Genomic DNA, 16,878 nt, shown 5'->3' on the forward strand with positions numbered 1-16,878 from the left:
GACGGAACCCGAAGCTCCGGTCAGTTGAGCTTGGGTTTTTTGCTTTTGCTGCTGCCGACGCACGCCGGGCGCATTGCTTCGAGTGAAGAAATGGCGGACTGGAGCGTGCGGCAATGCATGGCGCGAGTGTAGCGCGATGCCACAATTCGGGCATGAGTAGTGCGCGCGTTTTCATCCAGACCCATGACTTCGATCTCCAACAGGAGGTCGCCGCCCTGCATGCGGGCGACTGCCGGGTTGGCGCGGTCTGTACCTTCGTCGGCACGGTGCGCGACCGCAACCATGGCAGCGACGTGTCGTCGATGGAGCTGGAGCACTACCCGGGCATGACCGAGAAAGCCATCGAAGCCATGATCGACGATGCGCACCGGCGTTTCGACATCCTCGGCGCGCGGGTGGTGCACCGCATCGGCATGCTGGAGCCGCCGGACCGCATCATGATGGTGGCCGTGGTGTCGGCCCATCGCGGCCAGAGCTTCCAGGCCTGCGAGTTCCTGATGGACTACCTGAAGACCCAGGCGCCGTTCTGGAAGAAAGAACGCACGCCCGAAGGCGCCCGTTGGGTCGATGCACGCGTCGCCGACGACGCGGCCCTGGCGCGCTGGGGCATCGACGCCCCCAATGCGTGAATCAGAGCGTCACCGGGCCTCGACTTGAACATACTCGCCATACCTCTGCCGGTCTCTCTTACCCACCTTGGCGCACAAGCGGTCATTGCATAGCGTGACATCTGCCTGGTTGTAGGCCCTCATGAGGTCGGCGGACAGTTGACTTTTGCGAATCTCCTCCTGGTAGTGCCAGGACAACCACCCTCCGCCTGCCAGAAGGATCGCCAGGCTGCCCAGCGTGATGCCGGCAACCTTCCAGATCAACGCCTTATGCAGTGTTTCTGCGCGCAGCAGTTGCGTAGTGAATGCCTTCGACGCCTGCTGCAATTGATCGCCCGCCTCACGCAAGCGCTGCTCATAGGCGGCGACGGGCCGCTCGATGCCGGATCGAACGCTGCCCATCACCTCGTCGGGAATGCGACGCAAATGCGCGTCGGCCGACTGCCGAACCATGCCCGGCACCTGTTGCGGGAGTTGCTGCAACTGATTGCCGGTGTGCTCGCAGCGGCGCTCGAACTGCTCGACAAGCGCTGCAATCTTGCTGACCAATACCATGCTCTTTTCTTCGTTCATTTCTTCCCTTTCTCTCCCGTTCCAGGCAATGGCGATCTAATCCTGGGTGTCACATGCGCATGACGGGACCATTGACCTGCTGCGCGGCTTGTTGCAGTTGGGCCTGCTGCTGTGCGGCCCATTGCTCCTGCCGGTCGACGGTTGCGACCGCTTCGGCGCGCGCCTCGCGTCCCGGTGGTAGATCGGCCAAGATCTGGATCATCTTGCGGAAGGACGCGTCGTCGCCCGACTGCGCGGCCGCGAGCATGCGGTCCAGATAGATGGAGAAGTCGGCTGTGGGCGAGAGCTCCCGCTGTGCGTGTGGCGCGCCGGGAGAAGGCGAGACTTCATGATCATGCGGGTCGCCGGATTTCGCCGGGGACGATCCCGTGGCGCCGGGAATCACCGGCACGTGCTGGTGGCTGTTGGGCGTGCCAGGCGGGGTGTCGGTGTGATCGAAATGATGCGGGACCGGTGGCAACTGGCTGGTGTCGTTGTAGGGCTGCGGCGTACCGGGGTCTTTTCCGATGGTGATGCCGTTGCGCTCCATCAGGTCTTCGCGCAGCCCCAGGCGAGACATGTCGACCTGCATGTTTGGCCTGTGGCCGTTGACCGGCTGGGCGAAGTCGAGTTCTGCATTGATGGCGGCGCCCATCGCAATGGCACCGTAGTAGTTGCGGTAGTCGGAGTCGCCGTGAAAGCCGATGCCAGTGGTTTGGTTCTCCGGTGCGCCGGGTGTGCCTTTGGGCGGCTTGTCGAAGTAATACTGCCCCGCCGCAGCAATGTTTGCGGGGGTTGGTGAAAGGGTGGCGTCGGGGTTGAAGGTCAGGCCAGAGCGGGGTTGAGCTGATTTGATAGCTTTGTTTAGTTCAACGAAATCGAGAACTCTGGAATTCTCGGTTTTCAACATTTCACCGAGCCCAGCTGATGGCGTTATTTGGCGCTGCCGACTCAACAACGCATTCCATCCCGCAATTTGGGCGCTGGCCTCATCCTCGCGAGAAGCTTGAATCAGCTTGCCGATAGGTTCGGTGTAGTCGTGCGCGAGGCGGTTGCTTTGGGCGATCTGTCGAGTCTCGGTGTCGAGAGAGCGATAGGCTTCGATCGACGCAGCATGATTGAAGGCGTGCTGGACTTCATGGCCCAATACGAAGGTCATGTCGGCTGAACCGAATTTGGCGAATTGATCTGGTGGCACCGCCAAACTGCTCGGCGGCAGACTCATGGTCTTGGTATTGCCGTTGTAGGTACCGCCGGCCACTGTGCCACTTAGCGGCGTAAAGTGCTGCAAAGGCGCTTCCTGTCCAGGCTCTGGCGGCGTAACCGCCTTCTTTATCTCCTGCGCCAGCACCGGTGAGCCGTTGATGGTCGATTGCAGGTTGTCCACCATCCCCTGCGTGACCGGACGGCGGAGCTTGCTGGCGCAATCGTCGTAGTCGCTTTGGGCAAAGCGCAATGACAAGTCTTGCAGACGCAGCGTCGCGCTCAAGTCTGCACTGGCTGCTGTGCCAGTGGGCGCAAAACTGCTGGACGGCAATGTCACGACGCCGGAAGCCTTGTCATACGTGCCAGCCAGATTTGGCTGGACACCAGCCTGCGACAGCGCAAAGCCCTTGAGGTGACCGTCGGTAGCGGCTTGGCTCAAGTGCTCCTGCAAGCGGGCATCGCTGGCAATGGCAGCACGCAGTTGCGCTTCGTGCGCGGGGGTGAGGCCAGGTTGGGCGGCGAATTGGGCAAGGGCCGCTTGTAGCTGGGAATTGGGGTTCGCCATGGGTTATCTGACGGCGATGGATTGCACGCAGGCATGGCGCAGCTTTTCGTCTGGGGCATCCGCTTCGCGCCAACGGGTTATCTGCACCACGACGCTTTTGCGCGCAAAAAAATAAACTGGAAGGCGCCGGAAATTAGGTGGAGGCGTTTCGAGGAGCCCGGTATTTTCATTGCGACGGGGCGGCAACGTCGGATACGTTTCGTACTGGGCCATGTCCTCCCGTTCCTGAAATCCCATGTCCTTTAGCGCCGTCACGTAAGCGTCGTAGTCCATCGCGCAGACTGGGGTCATTCTTGCGGAGTCATCGTCGTTGAGGAACTGATAGGTAACGCCCTTCAAATTCGGAGAGCGAAGATTGTTGTGGTAATCAATGCCGTAGTACCACCCCGACGGCGGTAGATGAACCGTGAAAGAGTAGAGATCCCCAGCAGGTGCATACGCCATGCGAAGTTGGGTTACCCTTCGCACCCGCTCCAACGATAACTCGTCGAAAGAGTTGAGACTGTCGATCAGCTTGAGCATCCGTCGCCCCATCTCTTCCGGCGTTAAGTCGGGGTATTCGTCGAGCATGTGGGGGCGGTAGGTTTCTGTGGAGGTGTTCATGGGTTTTGGTTCTTCGGGTGTCGGTGCCGGGAATTGGGCGCAGGCGGCCAACACCAGTGCTGCAAAGATTGGAAGGGTGAGCTTGCGCGAACCCCGAATCAGTCTCTCGATGGGTCCGGTGTAGTCATGCGCCAGGCTGTTGCTCTGGGCGATCTGCAAGGCCTCGGTGTTAAAGGACTGGCTGGCCGTAGTCATGCCGGCATGGTTGAAGGCATGCTGGGTTTCATGACCCAGCACGAAGGTCATGTCGACCGAATTGAATCGAGACGAAGGTACTGCCAAACTGCTCGGCGGCAAGCTCATGGTCTTGGTATCGCCGTCGTAGGTGCCGCCGGCCACCGTGCCGCTGAGCGGCGCAAAGTGCTGCAAGGGTGCTGCCTGCCCCGGCCCCGGTGGCGTGACCGCCTTCTTCATCTCCTGCGCCAGTGTTGGCGAGCCATTGATGGTCGACTGCAGGTTGTTCACCATCTCCTGCGTGACCGGAAGGCGGAGCTTGCTGACAGGGTCGTCGTAGTCGCTCTGGGCAAAGCGCAGAGCCATATCCTGCAAGCGCAATACTGCGCTCAAGTCTGCGCCGGCAGTTGTGCCGGTGGGCGCAAAACTGTTGGATGGCAGGGTCACGACGCCGGAAGCCTTGTCATACGTGCCGGTCAGATTCGGCTGGGCACCAGCCTGCGACAGCGTAAAGCCCTTAAGGTGGCCATCGACAGCGGCCTGGTTCAAGTGCTCCAGCAACCGGGCATCGCTGGCTATAGTGGCACGCAGTTGCGCTTCGTGCGCGGGGGTGATGCCAGGTTGGGCGGTGAATTGAGCGAGGGCCGTCTGTAGCTGGGAATTGGGGGGTTGCCATCGTTTATCTGACGGCGATGGATTGCACGCAGGCATGGCGCAGTTTTTCGTCCGGAGCGTCTGCTTCGCGCCAACGGGTGATCTGCACCACCACGTTTTTGCGCGTAAAAAAATAAACGGGTAGTCGCCGGAACTTGGGTGGAGGTGTTTCGAGGAGCTCTGTCCGCTCGTTGAGACGGGGCGGCAACGTCGGATAGGTTTCGTATTGGGCCATGCCCTCTTGTTCCTCGAAACCCATGCCCGTTAGCGCTGTCACGTAGGCGTTGTAGTCCATCGCGCAGACCGGCGTCATTTCTGCAGACTCGTTCTTGTTGTTGAATCGATAGGTGACACCCTTCAAGCCCGGAGCTCGAGGGGTGTTGTCATAGTCGAAAACATAGTACCAGCCCCATGTTGGCAGGTTCATCCCAAAAGCGTACGACGTCCCTGAGGACATTTCGTGCAACGGCAGCCGCATCACCTCCCGCACCCTTTCCAACGACAACTCGTCGAGTAACTTAATGCTGTCGATCAGCTTGAGCATTCGCCGTCCCAACTCTTCCGGCGTGAAATCAGGGTATTCGTCCAATGTGTGAGGACGGTAGGTTCCTGCAGACATGGCCACGGGCGGGATGACTTTGGTTGAGGTCGGCGGGGGCGGGAACTGGGTGCACGCACCCAAGGTGAACGCCGCAACGATCGGGACGGCAAGACTCCGAACCATCTGAAATATCATGGCGACGCCGCCTCCCTTGCCTGGCTTTGCTTTATCCGAGGCGCCTGCGGGTGATGGACTCCAACCAGGCGTGTGAAGCAGCTTTTTTAGCAGGCGCGTTGGCTTCACGCTCGAGATGACCCGCACGCTGACGTCTGGCGTGTGAATTAATCAACGACAAAGCGCTGGAATCGAGGGGAGGGCGCGAATGGTCGCATTCGCTCTACCAAGCGAATACTGGAAAAGGTACTCAAAACCGCAGGCCACCGCCGCACCTTGGGAATTCAGGACGGTGGCGCTCCTATGCGTCGACAGTTACAGCGGCTTGAAACCGCTGCTCTGGATGATCTTCTCCCAGCCCTGCGTGTAGGTGCGCACGCGGCCGGCGAACTGGCCCTGCGGTTCATAGCCGACGGTCAGGCCCATGCCGGTGAGCTTGTCCTTGACCTCGGGCATGGCGAGCACCTTCGACAGCGCGTCGCCGAAGCGGTCGATGACGGGCTGTGGCGTGCCCACGGGCGCGAAGATGCCGTAGTAGGGCAGGTCTTCCAGATTGGCGAAGCCGAGTTCGGTGAAGGTCGGCACCTGCGGCAGCAGCGCCTGGCGCTTGGCGCCGATGGTGGCGATGATGCGCACCTTGCCCGCCTTGTGGTTCTCGATGAAGTCCGGCACCGACGCGATGCCCGCGCTGATCTGGTTGCCCAGCATGTCGGCCGTCATGGGCGCGCTGCCGCGGTACGGCGCCGACTGGATGTCGAGCTTGTACTTGTCGGAGATCATCTTCACCAGGAACTCAGGGATGGATGCAGGAGCCGGGATGCCAATGGTTTCCTTGCCGCCGCGTTGCGTGCGGACCCACTTGATGTATTCGTCGAAGCTCTTGGCGGGCGTGCCGCCCGAGACCGCCAGGACATTGGCGAAGGTCGCGAAGCCGGCCACCGGTACGAAGTCGGCGGCCGGGTTGAAGCCGGGGTTCTTCACCACCAGCGGCAGGATGGAGATGGTGTGGTCGTGCGACAGGAAGAAGGTGTGGCCATCCGCCGGCGAGGCCTTGAGCGCCTGCGCGGCGATCTGGCCGCCGGCGCCTGCGCGGTTTTCCACCACCACCGGCACGCCCAGCTGGTCCTTGAGTTTTTCGCCCAGCGTGCGCGCAATGGCGTCGCTGCCGGCGCCTGCCGGAAAACCGACCAGGAGCCGCAAGGGCGTGCCGCCCTGCGCAAAGGCCGCAGGCAGTGCGCCAGCCAGCAGGCAGGCACCGAGCGCGCCTGCCATGCCCAGGCGCCTGAACTTGCGGAAGGAAGAGGAATTCTTTGATGCAGACATGGGACGAATCCAGGGAAAAAGAGTAGTTTGTACGAGCAATATCAATGCCACGGCACAGGTTTTTTGGACGGCCAACGCCAGGAATCCTCTTGAACGGATGTGACCGCGCCCAATATGAAACCCAACATCGAAGCGTGACGCTTCCGGAGGCTACATCACATGCGACAAGACAAACTCACCACGAAGTTCCAGGAAGCCCTGGGCGACGCCCAATCGCTCGCGCTGGGCAACGACAACGCCTACATTGAGCCGGTGCACCTGCTGGCGGCCATGCTGCGCCAGGACGAAGGTCCACGTGCGCTGCTCGAGCGCGCTGGCGCCAACGTGCCCGGCCTCACCCAGGCCGCCGAGGCCGCGATCAAGAAGCTGCCGCAGGTGCAGGGCGGCGAAGCGGTGCAGGTGGGCAGCGAGCTCGGCAAGTTGCTGCAGGCCACCGAGAAGGAGGCCATCAAGCGCAACGACCAGTTCATCGCGGGTGAATTGTTTCTGCTCGCGCTGGCCGACTCGAAGGCCGAGGTGGGCAACCTGGCGCGCAGCCATGGCGTGACGCGCAAGTCGCTCGAAGCGGCCATCGACGCGGTGCGGGGCGGGCAGGGCGTCAACAGCGCCGACGCCGAGGGCCAGCGCGAGTCGCTCAAGAAATATTGCCTGGACCTGACCGAGCGTGCGCGCATGGGCAAGCTGGACCCCGTGATCGGCCGCGACGAGGAGATCCGCCGCGCGATCCAGGTGCTGCAACGACGCACGAAGAACAACCCGGTGCTCATCGGCGAACCCGGCGTCGGCAAGACGGCCATCGTCGAAGGCCTGGCGCAGCGCATCGTCGCGGGCGAGGTGCCTGATTCGCTCAAGGGCAAACGCGTGCTGTCGCTCGACATGGCCGCGCTGCTGGCGGGTGCCAAGTTCCGCGGCGAATTCGAGGAGCGCCTCAAGAGTGTGCTCAACGAACTGGCCAAGGACGAGGGCCAGACCATCGTCTTCATCGACGAGCTGCACACCATGGTGGGTGCCGGCAAGGCCGAAGGCGCGATGGATGCGGGCAACATGCTCAAGCCGGCGCTGGCGCGCGGCGAGCTGCACTGCGTGGGTGCGACCACGCTCGATGAATACCGCAAGTACATCGAGAAGGACGCCGCGCTGGAGCGCCGCTTCCAGAAGATCCTCGTGGGCGAGCCCAGCGTGGAGGCGACCGTCGCCATCCTGCGCGGCCTCAAGGAAAAGTACGAAGTGCACCATGGCGTGGACATCACCGACCCGGCCATCGTGGCTGCGGCCGAGCTGAGTGACCGCTACATCACCGACCGCTTCCTGCCCGACAAGGCGATCGACCTGATCGATGAGGCCGCGGCCAAGATCAAGATCGAGATGGACTCCAAGCCCGAGCTGATGGATCGCCTGGACCGCCGCCTGATCCAGCTCCAGATCGAGCGCGAGGCTGTGCGCCGCGAGAAGGACGAGGCCTCGCAGAAGCGCTTCGGCCTGATCGAGGAAGAGATCGCACGGCTGCAGAAGGAGATCGCCGACTACGACGAGATCTGGCAGGCCGAGAAAGCCCAGGCACAAGGCAGCGCACAGGTGCGCGAGGACATTGACAAGCTCAAGTTCCAGATCGAGGAGCACACCCGCAAGGGCGACTTCAACAAGGTCGCCGAGCTGCAGTACGGCCAACTGCCGGCGCTGGAAAAGCGCTTGAAGGAAGCCCAGGAGAGCGAGACCACCAAGGGCAAGTCGAGCGCCCCCACGCTGCTGCGCACGCAGGTCGGCGCCGAAGAAATCGCCGAGGTCGTGGCGCGCGCGACCGGCATCCCGGTGTCCAAGCTGATGCAGGGCGAGCGCGACAAGCTGCTGCTGATGGAGGCCAAGCTGCATGAGCGCGTGGTGGGCCAGAACGAGGCCATCGGTGCGGTCGCCAACGCGATCCGGCGTTCGCGTTCGGGCCTGTCGGACCCGAACCGCCCGACCGGCTCCTTCCTGTTCCTCGGCCCGACCGGCGTGGGCAAGACCGAGCTGTGCAAGGCGCTGGCGGGCTTCCTGTTCGACAGCGAAGACCACCTGATCCGCATCGACATGAGCGAGTTCATGGAGAAGCACTCGGTGGCCCGCCTGATCGGCGCGCCGCCGGGCTACGTGGGCTACGAAGAGGGCGGCTACCTGACCGAGGCCGTGCGCCGCAAGCCCTACAGCGTGCTGCTGCTCGACGAGGTCGAGAAAGCGCATCCGGACGTCTTCAACATCCTGCTGCAGGTGCTCGACGACGGCCGCCTGACCGATGGCCAGGGCCGCACGGTGAACTTCAAGAACACGGTGATCGTCATGACCAGCAACATCGGCTCGCCGATCATCCAGGCGATGGTCGGTCGACCCGGTGAGGAGATCAAGGAAGCGGTGTGGGACGAGCTCAAGAACCATTTCCGTCCCGAATTCCTCAACCGGATCGACGAGACGGTCGTGTTCCATGCGCTGGATGCGAAGAACATCGAGTCGATCGCCGCCATCCAGCTCGAAGTGCTCAAGATGCGGCTGGCGAAGATGGACCTGGCGCTGGACGTGTCGCCAGCTGCGCTGGCGGAGATCGCCAAGGTCGGCTTCGACCCGGTCTTTGGTGCGCGGCCGCTCAAGCGGGCGATCCAGCAGCGCATCGAGAACCCGCTGTCGCGGTTGCTGCTGGACGGGACGTTCGGGCCGAAGGACACGATCCGGGTCGAAACCGACCCGATCCTCTCGCCAGGCCAGTTCAGCTTCACGCGGGCCGGGGAACATTCGGGCACGAACGTAGACTAAGGAAAGATGTTCAATTTTCTACTTCGAGTCATCCTGTTCCTGCTCGGCCTGGTGTTCGCCGCGAGCCTGCTGTGCGCGGTGCTGCTGCTGGGTGCCGTCTGGGCCTTGCGCGCGGGCTGGGCGCGCCTGACTGGCAAACCCGTCACGCCGTGGGTGATGCGTTTCGATCCGCGCCATGGTTTCAACCGCTTCAACGCGGCCAGCCGTCCAGCCGAACCCACTGCATCCGACGTGGCCAATGCAAGGGCGCGCGGTGAGTCGGTGCGCAGCCCGGTCGTCGCTTTGGGCGGTGCCGAGGATGTGACCGACGTTTCGGTCAAGCCCCGTTAGCTGACTGCGACTTGCCGCCTCGGCAATCCCTGGTGGGGTGGGCGATTCACGGCGAGAATGCCGTCGCAGGTGCCCTCCCATGAATACCAGATTTGTCGAAGCCTTTCTCTGGGCCGCGCGGCTAGGCAGTTTCCGTGCGGCCAGCGATCGCCTGCACATCACGCAGGCGGCCGTATCCAACCGTGTGGCTTCGCTCGAAGAGGACATCGGCGCTCGCCTGTTCGAGCGCGATGGGCGGGAATTGCGGCTGACGCCGGTGGGCGTGCGGCTCATGGACTATGGCGAACGCCTGCTCGAGCTTCGGCGCGAGATCGTTTCGCTGGGCCGTCCTCGCGCCGACTTGCTGGGCCTGGTGCGCATCGGTGCCATTGAAACGGTGGTGCACACCTGGTTGCTGGGTTTCCTGACCAACCTGCGTTCCACTTACCCGGGCATCGAGGTGCAGTTGACCTCCGAGACCACGTTCGCGCTGCACCGCGGCCTGCGTGAGGGTGCGCTCGACATTGCGCTGCAGACCGACCATATCGCTGGTGCGGGCATCGTGAGCACGCCATGCCTACCCATGCCCATGGGCTGGGTGGGGCCGCAAGGCGCGGAGCCGGCACAGACCGTCGAGCAACTGCTGCGCCAGCCGGTGTTGACCATGAGCCCTGGCTCGCAGCCGCACGAAGCGCTCAAGAACCTGTATCGCGCGGTGGGTATCCCGCTGGGCAAGGTGCACTGCGTGAGTTCCATTTCGGCATTGGCACGATTGGTGAAGTCGGGCTTTGGCAATGCCCTGGTGCCGCTGCCGCCGGTGTTCGAGTACGTGGCCAGCGGCGATCTGCGCATCATCGAATGCGACGCGCTGATCTCGCCGCAGCGGCTGGTGGTGAGCCATCTGGAAGCTGCCGACTCCGATGTCATTCGCCTCGTCGCGGAGCTGGCATGCCGCGCGTCCGACCAGTTCACGGCCTCTGCGTTTGCACCAACCTGGAGCGGCAGTTCAGAGGGTTAACCCTCTTGAACGTGCATTTTCGCCCCAGGAAGAGGCCAGTAATTCTTGTGCCTGCGGCACAGAAAAACTCGTTTGTGACAGTGCCACCCCGCGACGGAAGATCGCGCCTTCATTTCTCGAAGGCCCGCCTGATCTTCCGCCATGACCCCTCTGGACACTTCCCTCCCTGACACCGATGCAGCCGCCGCGAATGGACTGCTGTTCGTCGCTTCCGACGTCGATGCCGACGACGATGCTGATTTCAACCGCTGGTACGACCAGGAACATGTGGAAGAACGGGTGCGTATTCCGGGTTTCCTGTCTGGCGCACGCTACACGTCGCTCGAAGGCGGCCGCAAATACCTCGGCTTGTACCGCACCCAATCGTTGGCCGTGTTCCGCTCGCCCGACTACCGCGCGGCTTTCGAGAAGCAGACGCCGTGGTCGGTGGCCAACCTCGACCGCATGCGCCAGCCGATCCGTCGTGTCTGCGCAGTGCGCGCCGTCACGGGCTTGGGCAGCGGCAGCCATGCGGTCGTGTTGCCCCTCCCGATGGCCGCCGATACCGAAGCGCTGGTGGCCCGGGCTGCACGCATCGGCAAGGCGCTCACCGAGCAGGCAGGCTTTGTGCAGTCCTACCTGCTCGTGCCCGACACCGCATTGAGCACGCCATTGCCGCGCGAATCGACCGAAGGCCGCGTGCTGCAGCCGATGCTGGTGATCGAGACGAGCAGCGCCGCCGCCGCATGCACCGCGCGGACCACGGCCGCCGTGGCCTTCGATGCCGACCCAGCCACCGGCTGGCTGCTCGCACTCGGCTGGAAGCTGAGCGCGGCCGAGCTGCGCTGATCTTTCAGTCTTGTCCTTCCGACTTCACCGAACAAAGGTATTGCGATGACCGAACATGTTCTTCCCGCTGCGGCCTCCGCAGCCAAGCCCGGCGCGCCCGGCTCCCCCAAGATGGGCCGTCTGGCCATGGCCAGTTCCATCGGCACCACGCTCGAGTGGTACGACTTCACGGTCTATAACATCATGGCTGCACTGGTCTTCAACGCGGTGTTCTTCCCGTCCTTTGACCCGCTGACAGGCACCATCCTGGCCTTCTCGACCTATGCGGTCGGCTATATCTCCCGCCCGCTGGGCGGCATGGTGTTCGGCCACCTCGGCGACCGGCTCGGCCGGCGCTTCGTGCTGGTGGCCACGCTGGTCATCATGGGCATTTCCACCGGCCTGATGGGCATGCTGCCCACCTATGCCACGTGGGGCATCTGGGCGCCTGTCGCACTTGTGGCCTTGCGTTTCGTCCAGGGCGTAGCGCTCGGGGGTGAATGGGCCGGCGCCGTGCTCCTGTCGATGGAACACGGCAAGCCCGACGAGCGCGGCCGCAACGCCTCGTTCACGCAGGTGGGCCCTTCGTGCGGCACGCTGATCGGCACCGGCTTCATCGCCATCGTGTCGGCGTGGCTGAGTCCCGAGGAGTTCCAGGCCTGGGGCTGGCGTCTGCCGCTGATCTCCAGCGTTGCGCTGGTGCTGTTTGGCCTGTGGCTTCGCCGTGGTGTGGACGAGACGCCCGTGTTCCGCGAGATGGAGGAGAAGAAAGCCACCGCCAAGACGCCGATCAAGGAGGTGTTCACGCAGCACTGGCGCAGCCTGCTGGTCGCCGGCGGCTCGCGCATCGGCTCCGATGTGCTGTACGCGCTGGTCGTCGTATTCACCCTCACCTATGTCACGACGGTGCTGCACCTGTCGCGTCCGCTGGCGCTCACCGCCACGATGATCGGTGCGGCCTGCAACGCGATCGCGGTGCCATGGTTCGGCAGCCTGTCGGACCGCATCGGTCGTCGCCCGGTCTACATTGCCGGCGCGCTGCTGGGCATGGTGTGGGCCTTCGTGTTCTTCGTTTTGATGGACAGCGCGCAGCCGGTTGCCATTTGCGCAGCGGTGGTGGTCGGTCTGTTGATTCACGCCATGATGTACGGCCCCCAGGCCGCCTTCGTGACCGAGCAGTTTCCCGGCCGCGTGCGTTACGCGGGCGCCTCGCTGGCCTACACGCTCGCCGGCATCGTGGGTGGCGGCTTTGCGCCGCTGATCATCGCCAGCCTGTTCAAGTCGTGGGGTACCACCGTGGCCGTGTCGCTGTATGTGGTAGTCGCATTGAGCCTGACGCTCATCGCACTCGTGGTGGCCCGCGAAACCGCCAAACGCCCTCTGGAGACCTGAGATGACGATGCACCCTCTGAATTTTGCCTGCGAGAGCATCGCCGCCGACGGCACGCGCTCTACCGCCTTGCACAGCGTCGCGCCCCGCGCGCTGGTGGTGGCGGGATGGACCGGGCGCGATGTCGCAGCCATCGAACATCACATCGAAGAACTCGCGGCCATCGGTGTTCCGCGCCCATCGAGCGTGCCGTTGTACTACCGCGTCGCCGCCCAGTTGTTGACGCAATCGCCGTCCATCGAGGCGCTGGGTGAACAGAGTTCCGGCGAGGCAGAGCCTTTGTTCTTCTTCTCCCGGGGGACGTGGTGGCTGAGCGTGGCATCAGACCATACCGACCGGCAGGTCGAGAGCTACTCCGTGGCCGTGTCCAAGCAGATGTGCGCCAAACCCGTGGCCCAAACTGCGTGGCGATGGGAAGACGTACAGGCACACCAGGACACGCTGGAACTGCGCTCGCGCATTCTGGAAGACGGCCGGTGGGTCGACTACCAGCGTGGAACGCTCGCGTCGATCCGTCCGCTGGCCGCGCTGCGCGACGGCGTTCCCGGTACCGATGTCGCGCCCGAGGGGCTCTTCATGACCTGCGGGACACTCGGCGCGTTGCCCAACGCCAAGGGCGAGGGCATCCGCCCCGCGGTCGAGATGGAGATCGAGATCCACGACCCCCGACTGCAGCGTCGCATCGTCCACCGCTACGCCGTGCAGGCGCTGGAAGTGGTAGCGTGACGGGTATGAAAAACGCCACCATTTCCGTGCTGCGCGAGCGCATTGCGCGCGGCGAAACCTCCCATGAAGCATGGGTCGCGCAAGCCCTCGAAGGCGCATCGTCCGACGCGGCGAAGCATGTCTTCACGCGGCTCTATGGCGACGCCGCCCTGGCCGCCGCGCGCCATGCCGATGCATCGCAGCGTGCCGGCGTGGTGCTGCCTGCGCTGTCCGGCCTGCCCGTCACCATCAAGGACCTGTACGACGTGGCCGGCGAGACAACGATGGCCGGCTCCGTCGTGTGCGACGGCGAGCCCGCCGCGACGGCGGACGCCGTGGCCGTCGCGCGCCTGCGCACGGTCGGCGCGGCGATCGTCGGCAAGACCAACATGACCGAGTTCGCCTTCTCGGGCGTCGGCATCAACCCGCACCACGGCACGCCGCGCAACCCGGCCGACGCTGCGGTGGCGCGCATCCCCGGCGGGTCGTCGTCGGGCGCGGCGGTGTCCGTCGCGCTCGGCCTGGCGGTGGCAGGGCTGGGCTCCGACACGGGCGGCTCGATCCGCATCCCGGCCGCGCTGTGCGGTCTGGTCGGCTTCAAGAGCACGCAGTCGCGCGTGCCGCTCACCGGCGCCTTCGAGTTGGCACGCTCGCTCGACACCGTGTGCGCCATGACGCGCAGCGTCGCCGACTGCCTGCTGGTCGACGCCGCCATTGCCGATACGCCCCTCGCGGTGCGACGCCGTCCGCTGCAGGGCATGCGCCTGGCAGTGCCGCGCACGCTGATGTTCGATGGCATCGAGCCAGCCGTGGCCCAGGCCTTCGACCGCGCGCTGGGCGTGCTGTCGGCTGCGGGCGCCATCGTGGTCGACATCTCGCTGGCCGAGTTGGCCGAGATCTCGCAGATCAATGCCCCTGGCGGCTTCTCGCCGGTCGAGGCCTCTGCCGTGCACCGTGCCCGCATCGGTGCGCAGCGCGCCCGCTTCGACCCGCGCGTCGCGGCACGCATCGATCTTGGCATGTCGGTGAGCGCGACCGACTACATCGTCATGCAGGACCGCCGCCGCGACTGGATCGGCCGCGTCGAAGGTGCCCTCGAAGGCTTTGACGCGCTGCTGTGCCCCACGGTGCCGATCGTCGCGCCGGCCATCGACGCGCTGGTGACCGACGAGGCCTTCTTCAAGGCCAACGGCCTGCTGCTGCGCAACACCTTCGCGATCAACTTCCTCGACGGTTGCGCCTTCAGCCTGCCGTGTCAGCGCGAAGGCGAGTTGCCGGTCGGGTTGATGCTGTCTTCGGTGCGTGGCGACGACGCGCGCCTGGCTGGCGTGGCATTGGCGGTGGAGTCGGCGCTGGCTGGCTGATCGGCGCCTCGATGTGCGACGGGTGGGCGGCGCCTGTCGCCTGCTGGTCTCGGGATGGGTGAGCCTTTGCCTATGATCCGGCGATAGCCTGATCAAGGACGAGACATGCACACCGATTCCCCTTTGGTGCTGGGCCGCGAAGGCGCCGTTGCCACGCTGCGCTTCAACCGGCCCGCTGCGCTGAACGCCATCGACGTGCCGATGGCGAACGCTTTTCTCGCCGCGGCACGCGAACTGGCTGCCGACCCGAGCGTGCGCGCCGTGCTGGTCAGCGGCGCCGGCAAGGGCTTCATGGCCGGCGGCGATCTCGCCGTTCTGCAGGCCGACCCGCTGCAGGGCGCGGCCGACCTGATCGGTCCGCTGCACGAAGCGCTCACCGTGCTCGCCGCCATGGACGCACCTCTGGTCGCGCAAGTGCATGGCGTGGCGGCCGGCGCCGGCCTGAGCCTGATGCTGCAGGCCGACTTCGTGCTGGCCGCCGAGGGCACGCGCTTCAACCTGGCCTACGTGAACATCGGTGCCAGCTGTGATGTGGGTGCTTCGTGGGCGCTGCCGCGGCTGGTGGGCTTGCGCCGAGCGCTGGAAATCGCGATGCTGGGCGAGATGTTCGATGCGGCCACCGCCGAGCGCATGGGCCTGATCAACCGCGTGCTGCCGGCTGCCGACCTCGAGCGCGAGGCGATGGCCTTCGCACAACGTCTCGCCCAGGGGCCGACAGTGGCGCTCGGCCGGTTGCGCCGCCTGATGCGAACCTCGTTCGAGCGCGACCTGCCGGGCCAGCTCGACGCAGAGTCGGCCGCGTTCCTGGAATGTGCCAGCAGCGATGATTTCCGACTCGGCATCGACGCCTTCTTCGCGAAGAAGACACCCACCTTCACCGGCCGCTAGGCCGACACCCCTTCATCTTCAGGAGCAACCCATGAGCATCCAGGACATCTTCGTCGTCGGCACCGCCCGCACCGCCATCGGCACCTTCGGCGGCGCGCTGAAGGACGTGCCCAACACCCAACTCGCGACCACCGCGGTGAAGGCCGCCATCGAGCGCAGCGGCGTCGCGCCCGACGCCATCGGCCACGTCGTGATGGGCAACGTGATCCCCACCGACGTGAAGGACGCGTACCTCAGCCGCGTGGCGGCCATCGATGCGGGCTGCCCGATCGAGACGCCGGCCTTCAACGTCAACCGCCTCTGCGGCTCGGGCCTGCAGGCCATCGTGTCGGCGGCGCAAGCCATCGCGCTGGGCGACTGCGACATCGCCATCGGCGGCGGTTCCGAGTCGATGAGCCGCGGCCCGTACTTCGACACCTCGGCGCGCTACGGCATGCGCATGGGCGACGCCGTGCTGGTCGACTACATGCTCGGCATCCTGCACGACCCGTGGGAGAAGATGCACATGGGCATCACCGCCGAGAACGTGGCCGCACGCTACAAGATCTCGCGCGAAATGCAGGACGCGCTGGCTGTGCAGAGCCAGCAGCGCGCCGCCGCCGCCATCGCGGCCGGCCGCTTCAAGGAACAGATCGTTCCGGTCGAGGTGAAGACGCGCAAGGGCGTCGTGCTGTTCGACACCGACGAACACGTGCGCGCCGACACCACGGTCGAATCGCTGTCGAAGATGAAGCCGGCCTTCAAGAAGGACGGCCTGGTGACCGCGGGCAACGCCTCGGGCATCAACGACGGCGCCGGCGCGGTCGTGCTGGCCAACGCCGACCGCGTGAAGGCCCTGGGCCTGAAGCCGATGGCGCGGCTGGTGGGCTATGCGCATGCCGGCGTCGAGCCCGCCTACATGGGTACCGGCCCGGTGCCGGCCACGCGCAAGGTGCTCGAGCGCACGGGCCTGAAAGTGGCCGACCTCGACGTGATCGAGTCGAACGAGGCCTTCGCGGCGCAGGCCTGCGCGGTGATCCAGGAGCTGGGCTTCGACCCCGCCAAGGTGAACCCGAACGGCTCGGGCATCTCGCTGGGCCACCCGGTCGGCGCGACCGGCGCGATCATCACGACGAAGGCGATCGCCGAGCTGCACCGCACCGGCGGGCGCTATGCCCTGGTCACGATGTGCATTGGGGGCGGGCAGGGCATCGCCGCCATTTTCGAAAGGGTCTGA

Annotated in this window: 15 protein-coding genes; 10 read left to right on the top strand and 5 right to left on the bottom strand. The window is 64.8% G+C overall.

Features of this window, described 5'->3' with window-relative positions:
• Nucleotides 1-152: 152 nt before the first annotated feature.
• Nucleotides 153-629 (top strand): molybdenum cofactor biosynthesis protein MoaE, encoded by a 477-nt coding sequence (locus tag J2W36_RS11105; protein ID WP_307689787.1) that lies wholly within the window; start codon nucleotides 153-155, stop codon nucleotides 627-629.
• Nucleotides 630-638: 9 nt separating this feature from the next.
• Here the strand turns inward: J2W36_RS11105 and J2W36_RS11110 are convergent, their stop codons facing one another.
• The 5 genes from J2W36_RS11110 to J2W36_RS11130 form a co-directional block, all read right to left on the bottom strand.
• A complete protein-coding gene (locus J2W36_RS11110) occupies nucleotides 639-1,181 on the bottom strand; it encodes a hypothetical protein (protein WP_307689788.1) in 543 nt (180 codons plus the stop codon).
• Between the two features lie 49 nt (nucleotides 1,182-1,230).
• Nucleotides 1,231-2,931 carry a hypothetical protein gene (locus J2W36_RS11115; protein ID WP_307689789.1) on the bottom strand — a complete coding sequence of 567 codons (1,701 nt, stop codon included), beginning with the start codon at nucleotides 2,929-2,931 and terminating at the stop codon, nucleotides 1,231-1,233.
• A 3-nt stretch (nucleotides 2,932-2,934) separates the two neighbouring features.
• A complete protein-coding gene (locus tag J2W36_RS11120; RefSeq protein ID WP_307689790.1) occupies nucleotides 2,935-4,257 on the bottom strand; it encodes a hypothetical protein in 1,323 nt (440 codons plus the stop codon).
• A 130-nt stretch (nucleotides 4,258-4,387) separates the two neighbouring features.
• Nucleotides 4,388-5,224: a hypothetical protein gene (locus tag J2W36_RS11125; protein ID WP_307689791.1), complete on the bottom strand. Its 837-nt coding sequence runs from the start codon at nucleotides 5,222-5,224 to the stop codon at nucleotides 4,388-4,390.
• Between the two features lie 168 nt (nucleotides 5,225-5,392).
• Complete coding sequence (locus J2W36_RS11130) at nucleotides 5,393-6,349, bottom strand: Bug family tripartite tricarboxylate transporter substrate binding protein (protein ID WP_307689950.1); 957 nt, start codon at nucleotides 6,347-6,349, stop codon at nucleotides 5,393-5,395.
• A 210-nt stretch (nucleotides 6,350-6,559) separates the two neighbouring features.
• Here J2W36_RS11130 and clpB point away from each other — a divergent pair, with 210 nt between their 5' ends.
• From clpB to J2W36_RS11175, 9 genes are all read left to right on the top strand, one after another.
• Complete coding sequence (gene clpB / locus J2W36_RS11135; RefSeq protein ID WP_307689792.1) at nucleotides 6,560-9,181, top strand: ATP-dependent chaperone ClpB; 2,622 nt, start codon at nucleotides 6,560-6,562, stop codon at nucleotides 9,179-9,181.
• A 6-nt stretch (nucleotides 9,182-9,187) separates the two neighbouring features.
• A complete protein-coding gene (locus J2W36_RS11140) occupies nucleotides 9,188-9,511 on the top strand; it encodes a hypothetical protein (protein WP_307689793.1) in 324 nt (107 codons plus the stop codon).
• A gap of 79 nt (nucleotides 9,512-9,590) precedes the next feature.
• Nucleotides 9,591-10,508, top strand: a complete 918-nt coding sequence (locus J2W36_RS11145) for a LysR family transcriptional regulator (RefSeq protein ID WP_307689794.1) — start codon at nucleotides 9,591-9,593, stop codon at nucleotides 10,506-10,508.
• A gap of 141 nt (nucleotides 10,509-10,649) precedes the next feature.
• Nucleotides 10,650-11,336 carry a DUF4286 family protein gene (locus J2W36_RS11150; RefSeq protein WP_307689795.1) on the top strand — a complete coding sequence of 229 codons (687 nt, stop codon included), beginning with the start codon at nucleotides 10,650-10,652 and terminating at the stop codon, nucleotides 11,334-11,336.
• Nucleotides 11,337-11,381: 45 nt separating this feature from the next.
• Nucleotides 11,382-12,707 carry an MFS transporter gene (locus tag J2W36_RS11155; protein WP_307689796.1) on the top strand — a complete coding sequence of 442 codons (1,326 nt, stop codon included), beginning with the start codon at nucleotides 11,382-11,384 and terminating at the stop codon, nucleotides 12,705-12,707.
• Nucleotides 12,708-12,714: 7 nt separating this feature from the next.
• Complete coding sequence (locus J2W36_RS11160; protein ID WP_307689951.1) at nucleotides 12,715-13,431, top strand: DUF2848 domain-containing protein; 717 nt, start codon at nucleotides 12,715-12,717, stop codon at nucleotides 13,429-13,431.
• A 5-nt stretch (nucleotides 13,432-13,436) separates the two neighbouring features.
• On the top strand, nucleotides 13,437-14,774 hold the full coding sequence (locus tag J2W36_RS11165) for an amidase (RefSeq protein ID WP_307689797.1): 1,338 nt from the start codon (nucleotides 13,437-13,439) through the stop codon (nucleotides 14,772-14,774).
• Between the two features lie 105 nt (nucleotides 14,775-14,879).
• Entirely contained in the window at nucleotides 14,880-15,662 is a 783-nt protein-coding gene (locus J2W36_RS11170; protein WP_307689798.1) for an enoyl-CoA hydratase/isomerase family protein, read from the top strand.
• A gap of 31 nt (nucleotides 15,663-15,693) precedes the next feature.
• Nucleotides 15,694-16,878 (top strand): acetyl-CoA C-acyltransferase family protein, encoded by a 1,185-nt coding sequence (locus J2W36_RS11175; protein WP_307689799.1) that lies wholly within the window; start codon nucleotides 15,694-15,696, stop codon nucleotides 16,876-16,878.

The sequence above is a fragment of the Variovorax ginsengisoli genome (genome assembly GCF_030811835.1).
GTDB lineage: Bacteria > Pseudomonadota > Gammaproteobacteria > Burkholderiales > Burkholderiaceae_C > Variovorax > Variovorax ginsengisoli_C.

Bases quoted from the DNA above. Each gene is read 5' to 3' on its own strand.
- J2W36_RS11105 (WP_307689787.1), top strand. From the start codon at position 153: ATGAGTAGTGCGCGCGTTTTCATCCAGACCCATGACTTCGATCTCCAA.
- J2W36_RS11110 (WP_307689788.1), bottom strand. From the start codon at position 1,181: ATGAACGAAGAAAAGAGCATGGTATTGGTCAGCAAGATTGCAGCGCTT.
- J2W36_RS11115 (WP_307689789.1), bottom strand. From the start codon at position 2,931: ATGGCGAACCCCAATTCCCAGCTACAAGCGGCCCTTGCCCAATTCGCC.
- J2W36_RS11130 (WP_307689950.1), bottom strand. From the start codon at position 6,349: ATGGCAGGCGCGCTCGGTGCCTGCCTGCTGGCTGGCGCACTGCCTGCG.
- clpB (WP_307689792.1), top strand. From the start codon at position 6,560: ATGCGACAAGACAAACTCACCACGAAGTTCCAGGAAGCCCTGGGCGAC.
- J2W36_RS11140 (WP_307689793.1), top strand. From the start codon at position 9,188: ATGTTCAATTTTCTACTTCGAGTCATCCTGTTCCTGCTCGGCCTGGTG.
- J2W36_RS11145 (WP_307689794.1), top strand. From the start codon at position 9,591: ATGAATACCAGATTTGTCGAAGCCTTTCTCTGGGCCGCGCGGCTAGGC.
- J2W36_RS11150 (WP_307689795.1), top strand. From the start codon at position 10,650: ATGACCCCTCTGGACACTTCCCTCCCTGACACCGATGCAGCCGCCGCG.
- J2W36_RS11155 (WP_307689796.1), top strand. From the start codon at position 11,382: ATGACCGAACATGTTCTTCCCGCTGCGGCCTCCGCAGCCAAGCCCGGC.
- J2W36_RS11160 (WP_307689951.1), top strand. From the start codon at position 12,715: ATGCACCCTCTGAATTTTGCCTGCGAGAGCATCGCCGCCGACGGCACG.
- J2W36_RS11165 (WP_307689797.1), top strand. From the start codon at position 13,437: ATGAAAAACGCCACCATTTCCGTGCTGCGCGAGCGCATTGCGCGCGGC.
- J2W36_RS11170 (WP_307689798.1), top strand. From the start codon at position 14,880: ATGCACACCGATTCCCCTTTGGTGCTGGGCCGCGAAGGCGCCGTTGCC.
- J2W36_RS11175 (WP_307689799.1), top strand. From the start codon at position 15,694: ATGAGCATCCAGGACATCTTCGTCGTCGGCACCGCCCGCACCGCCATC.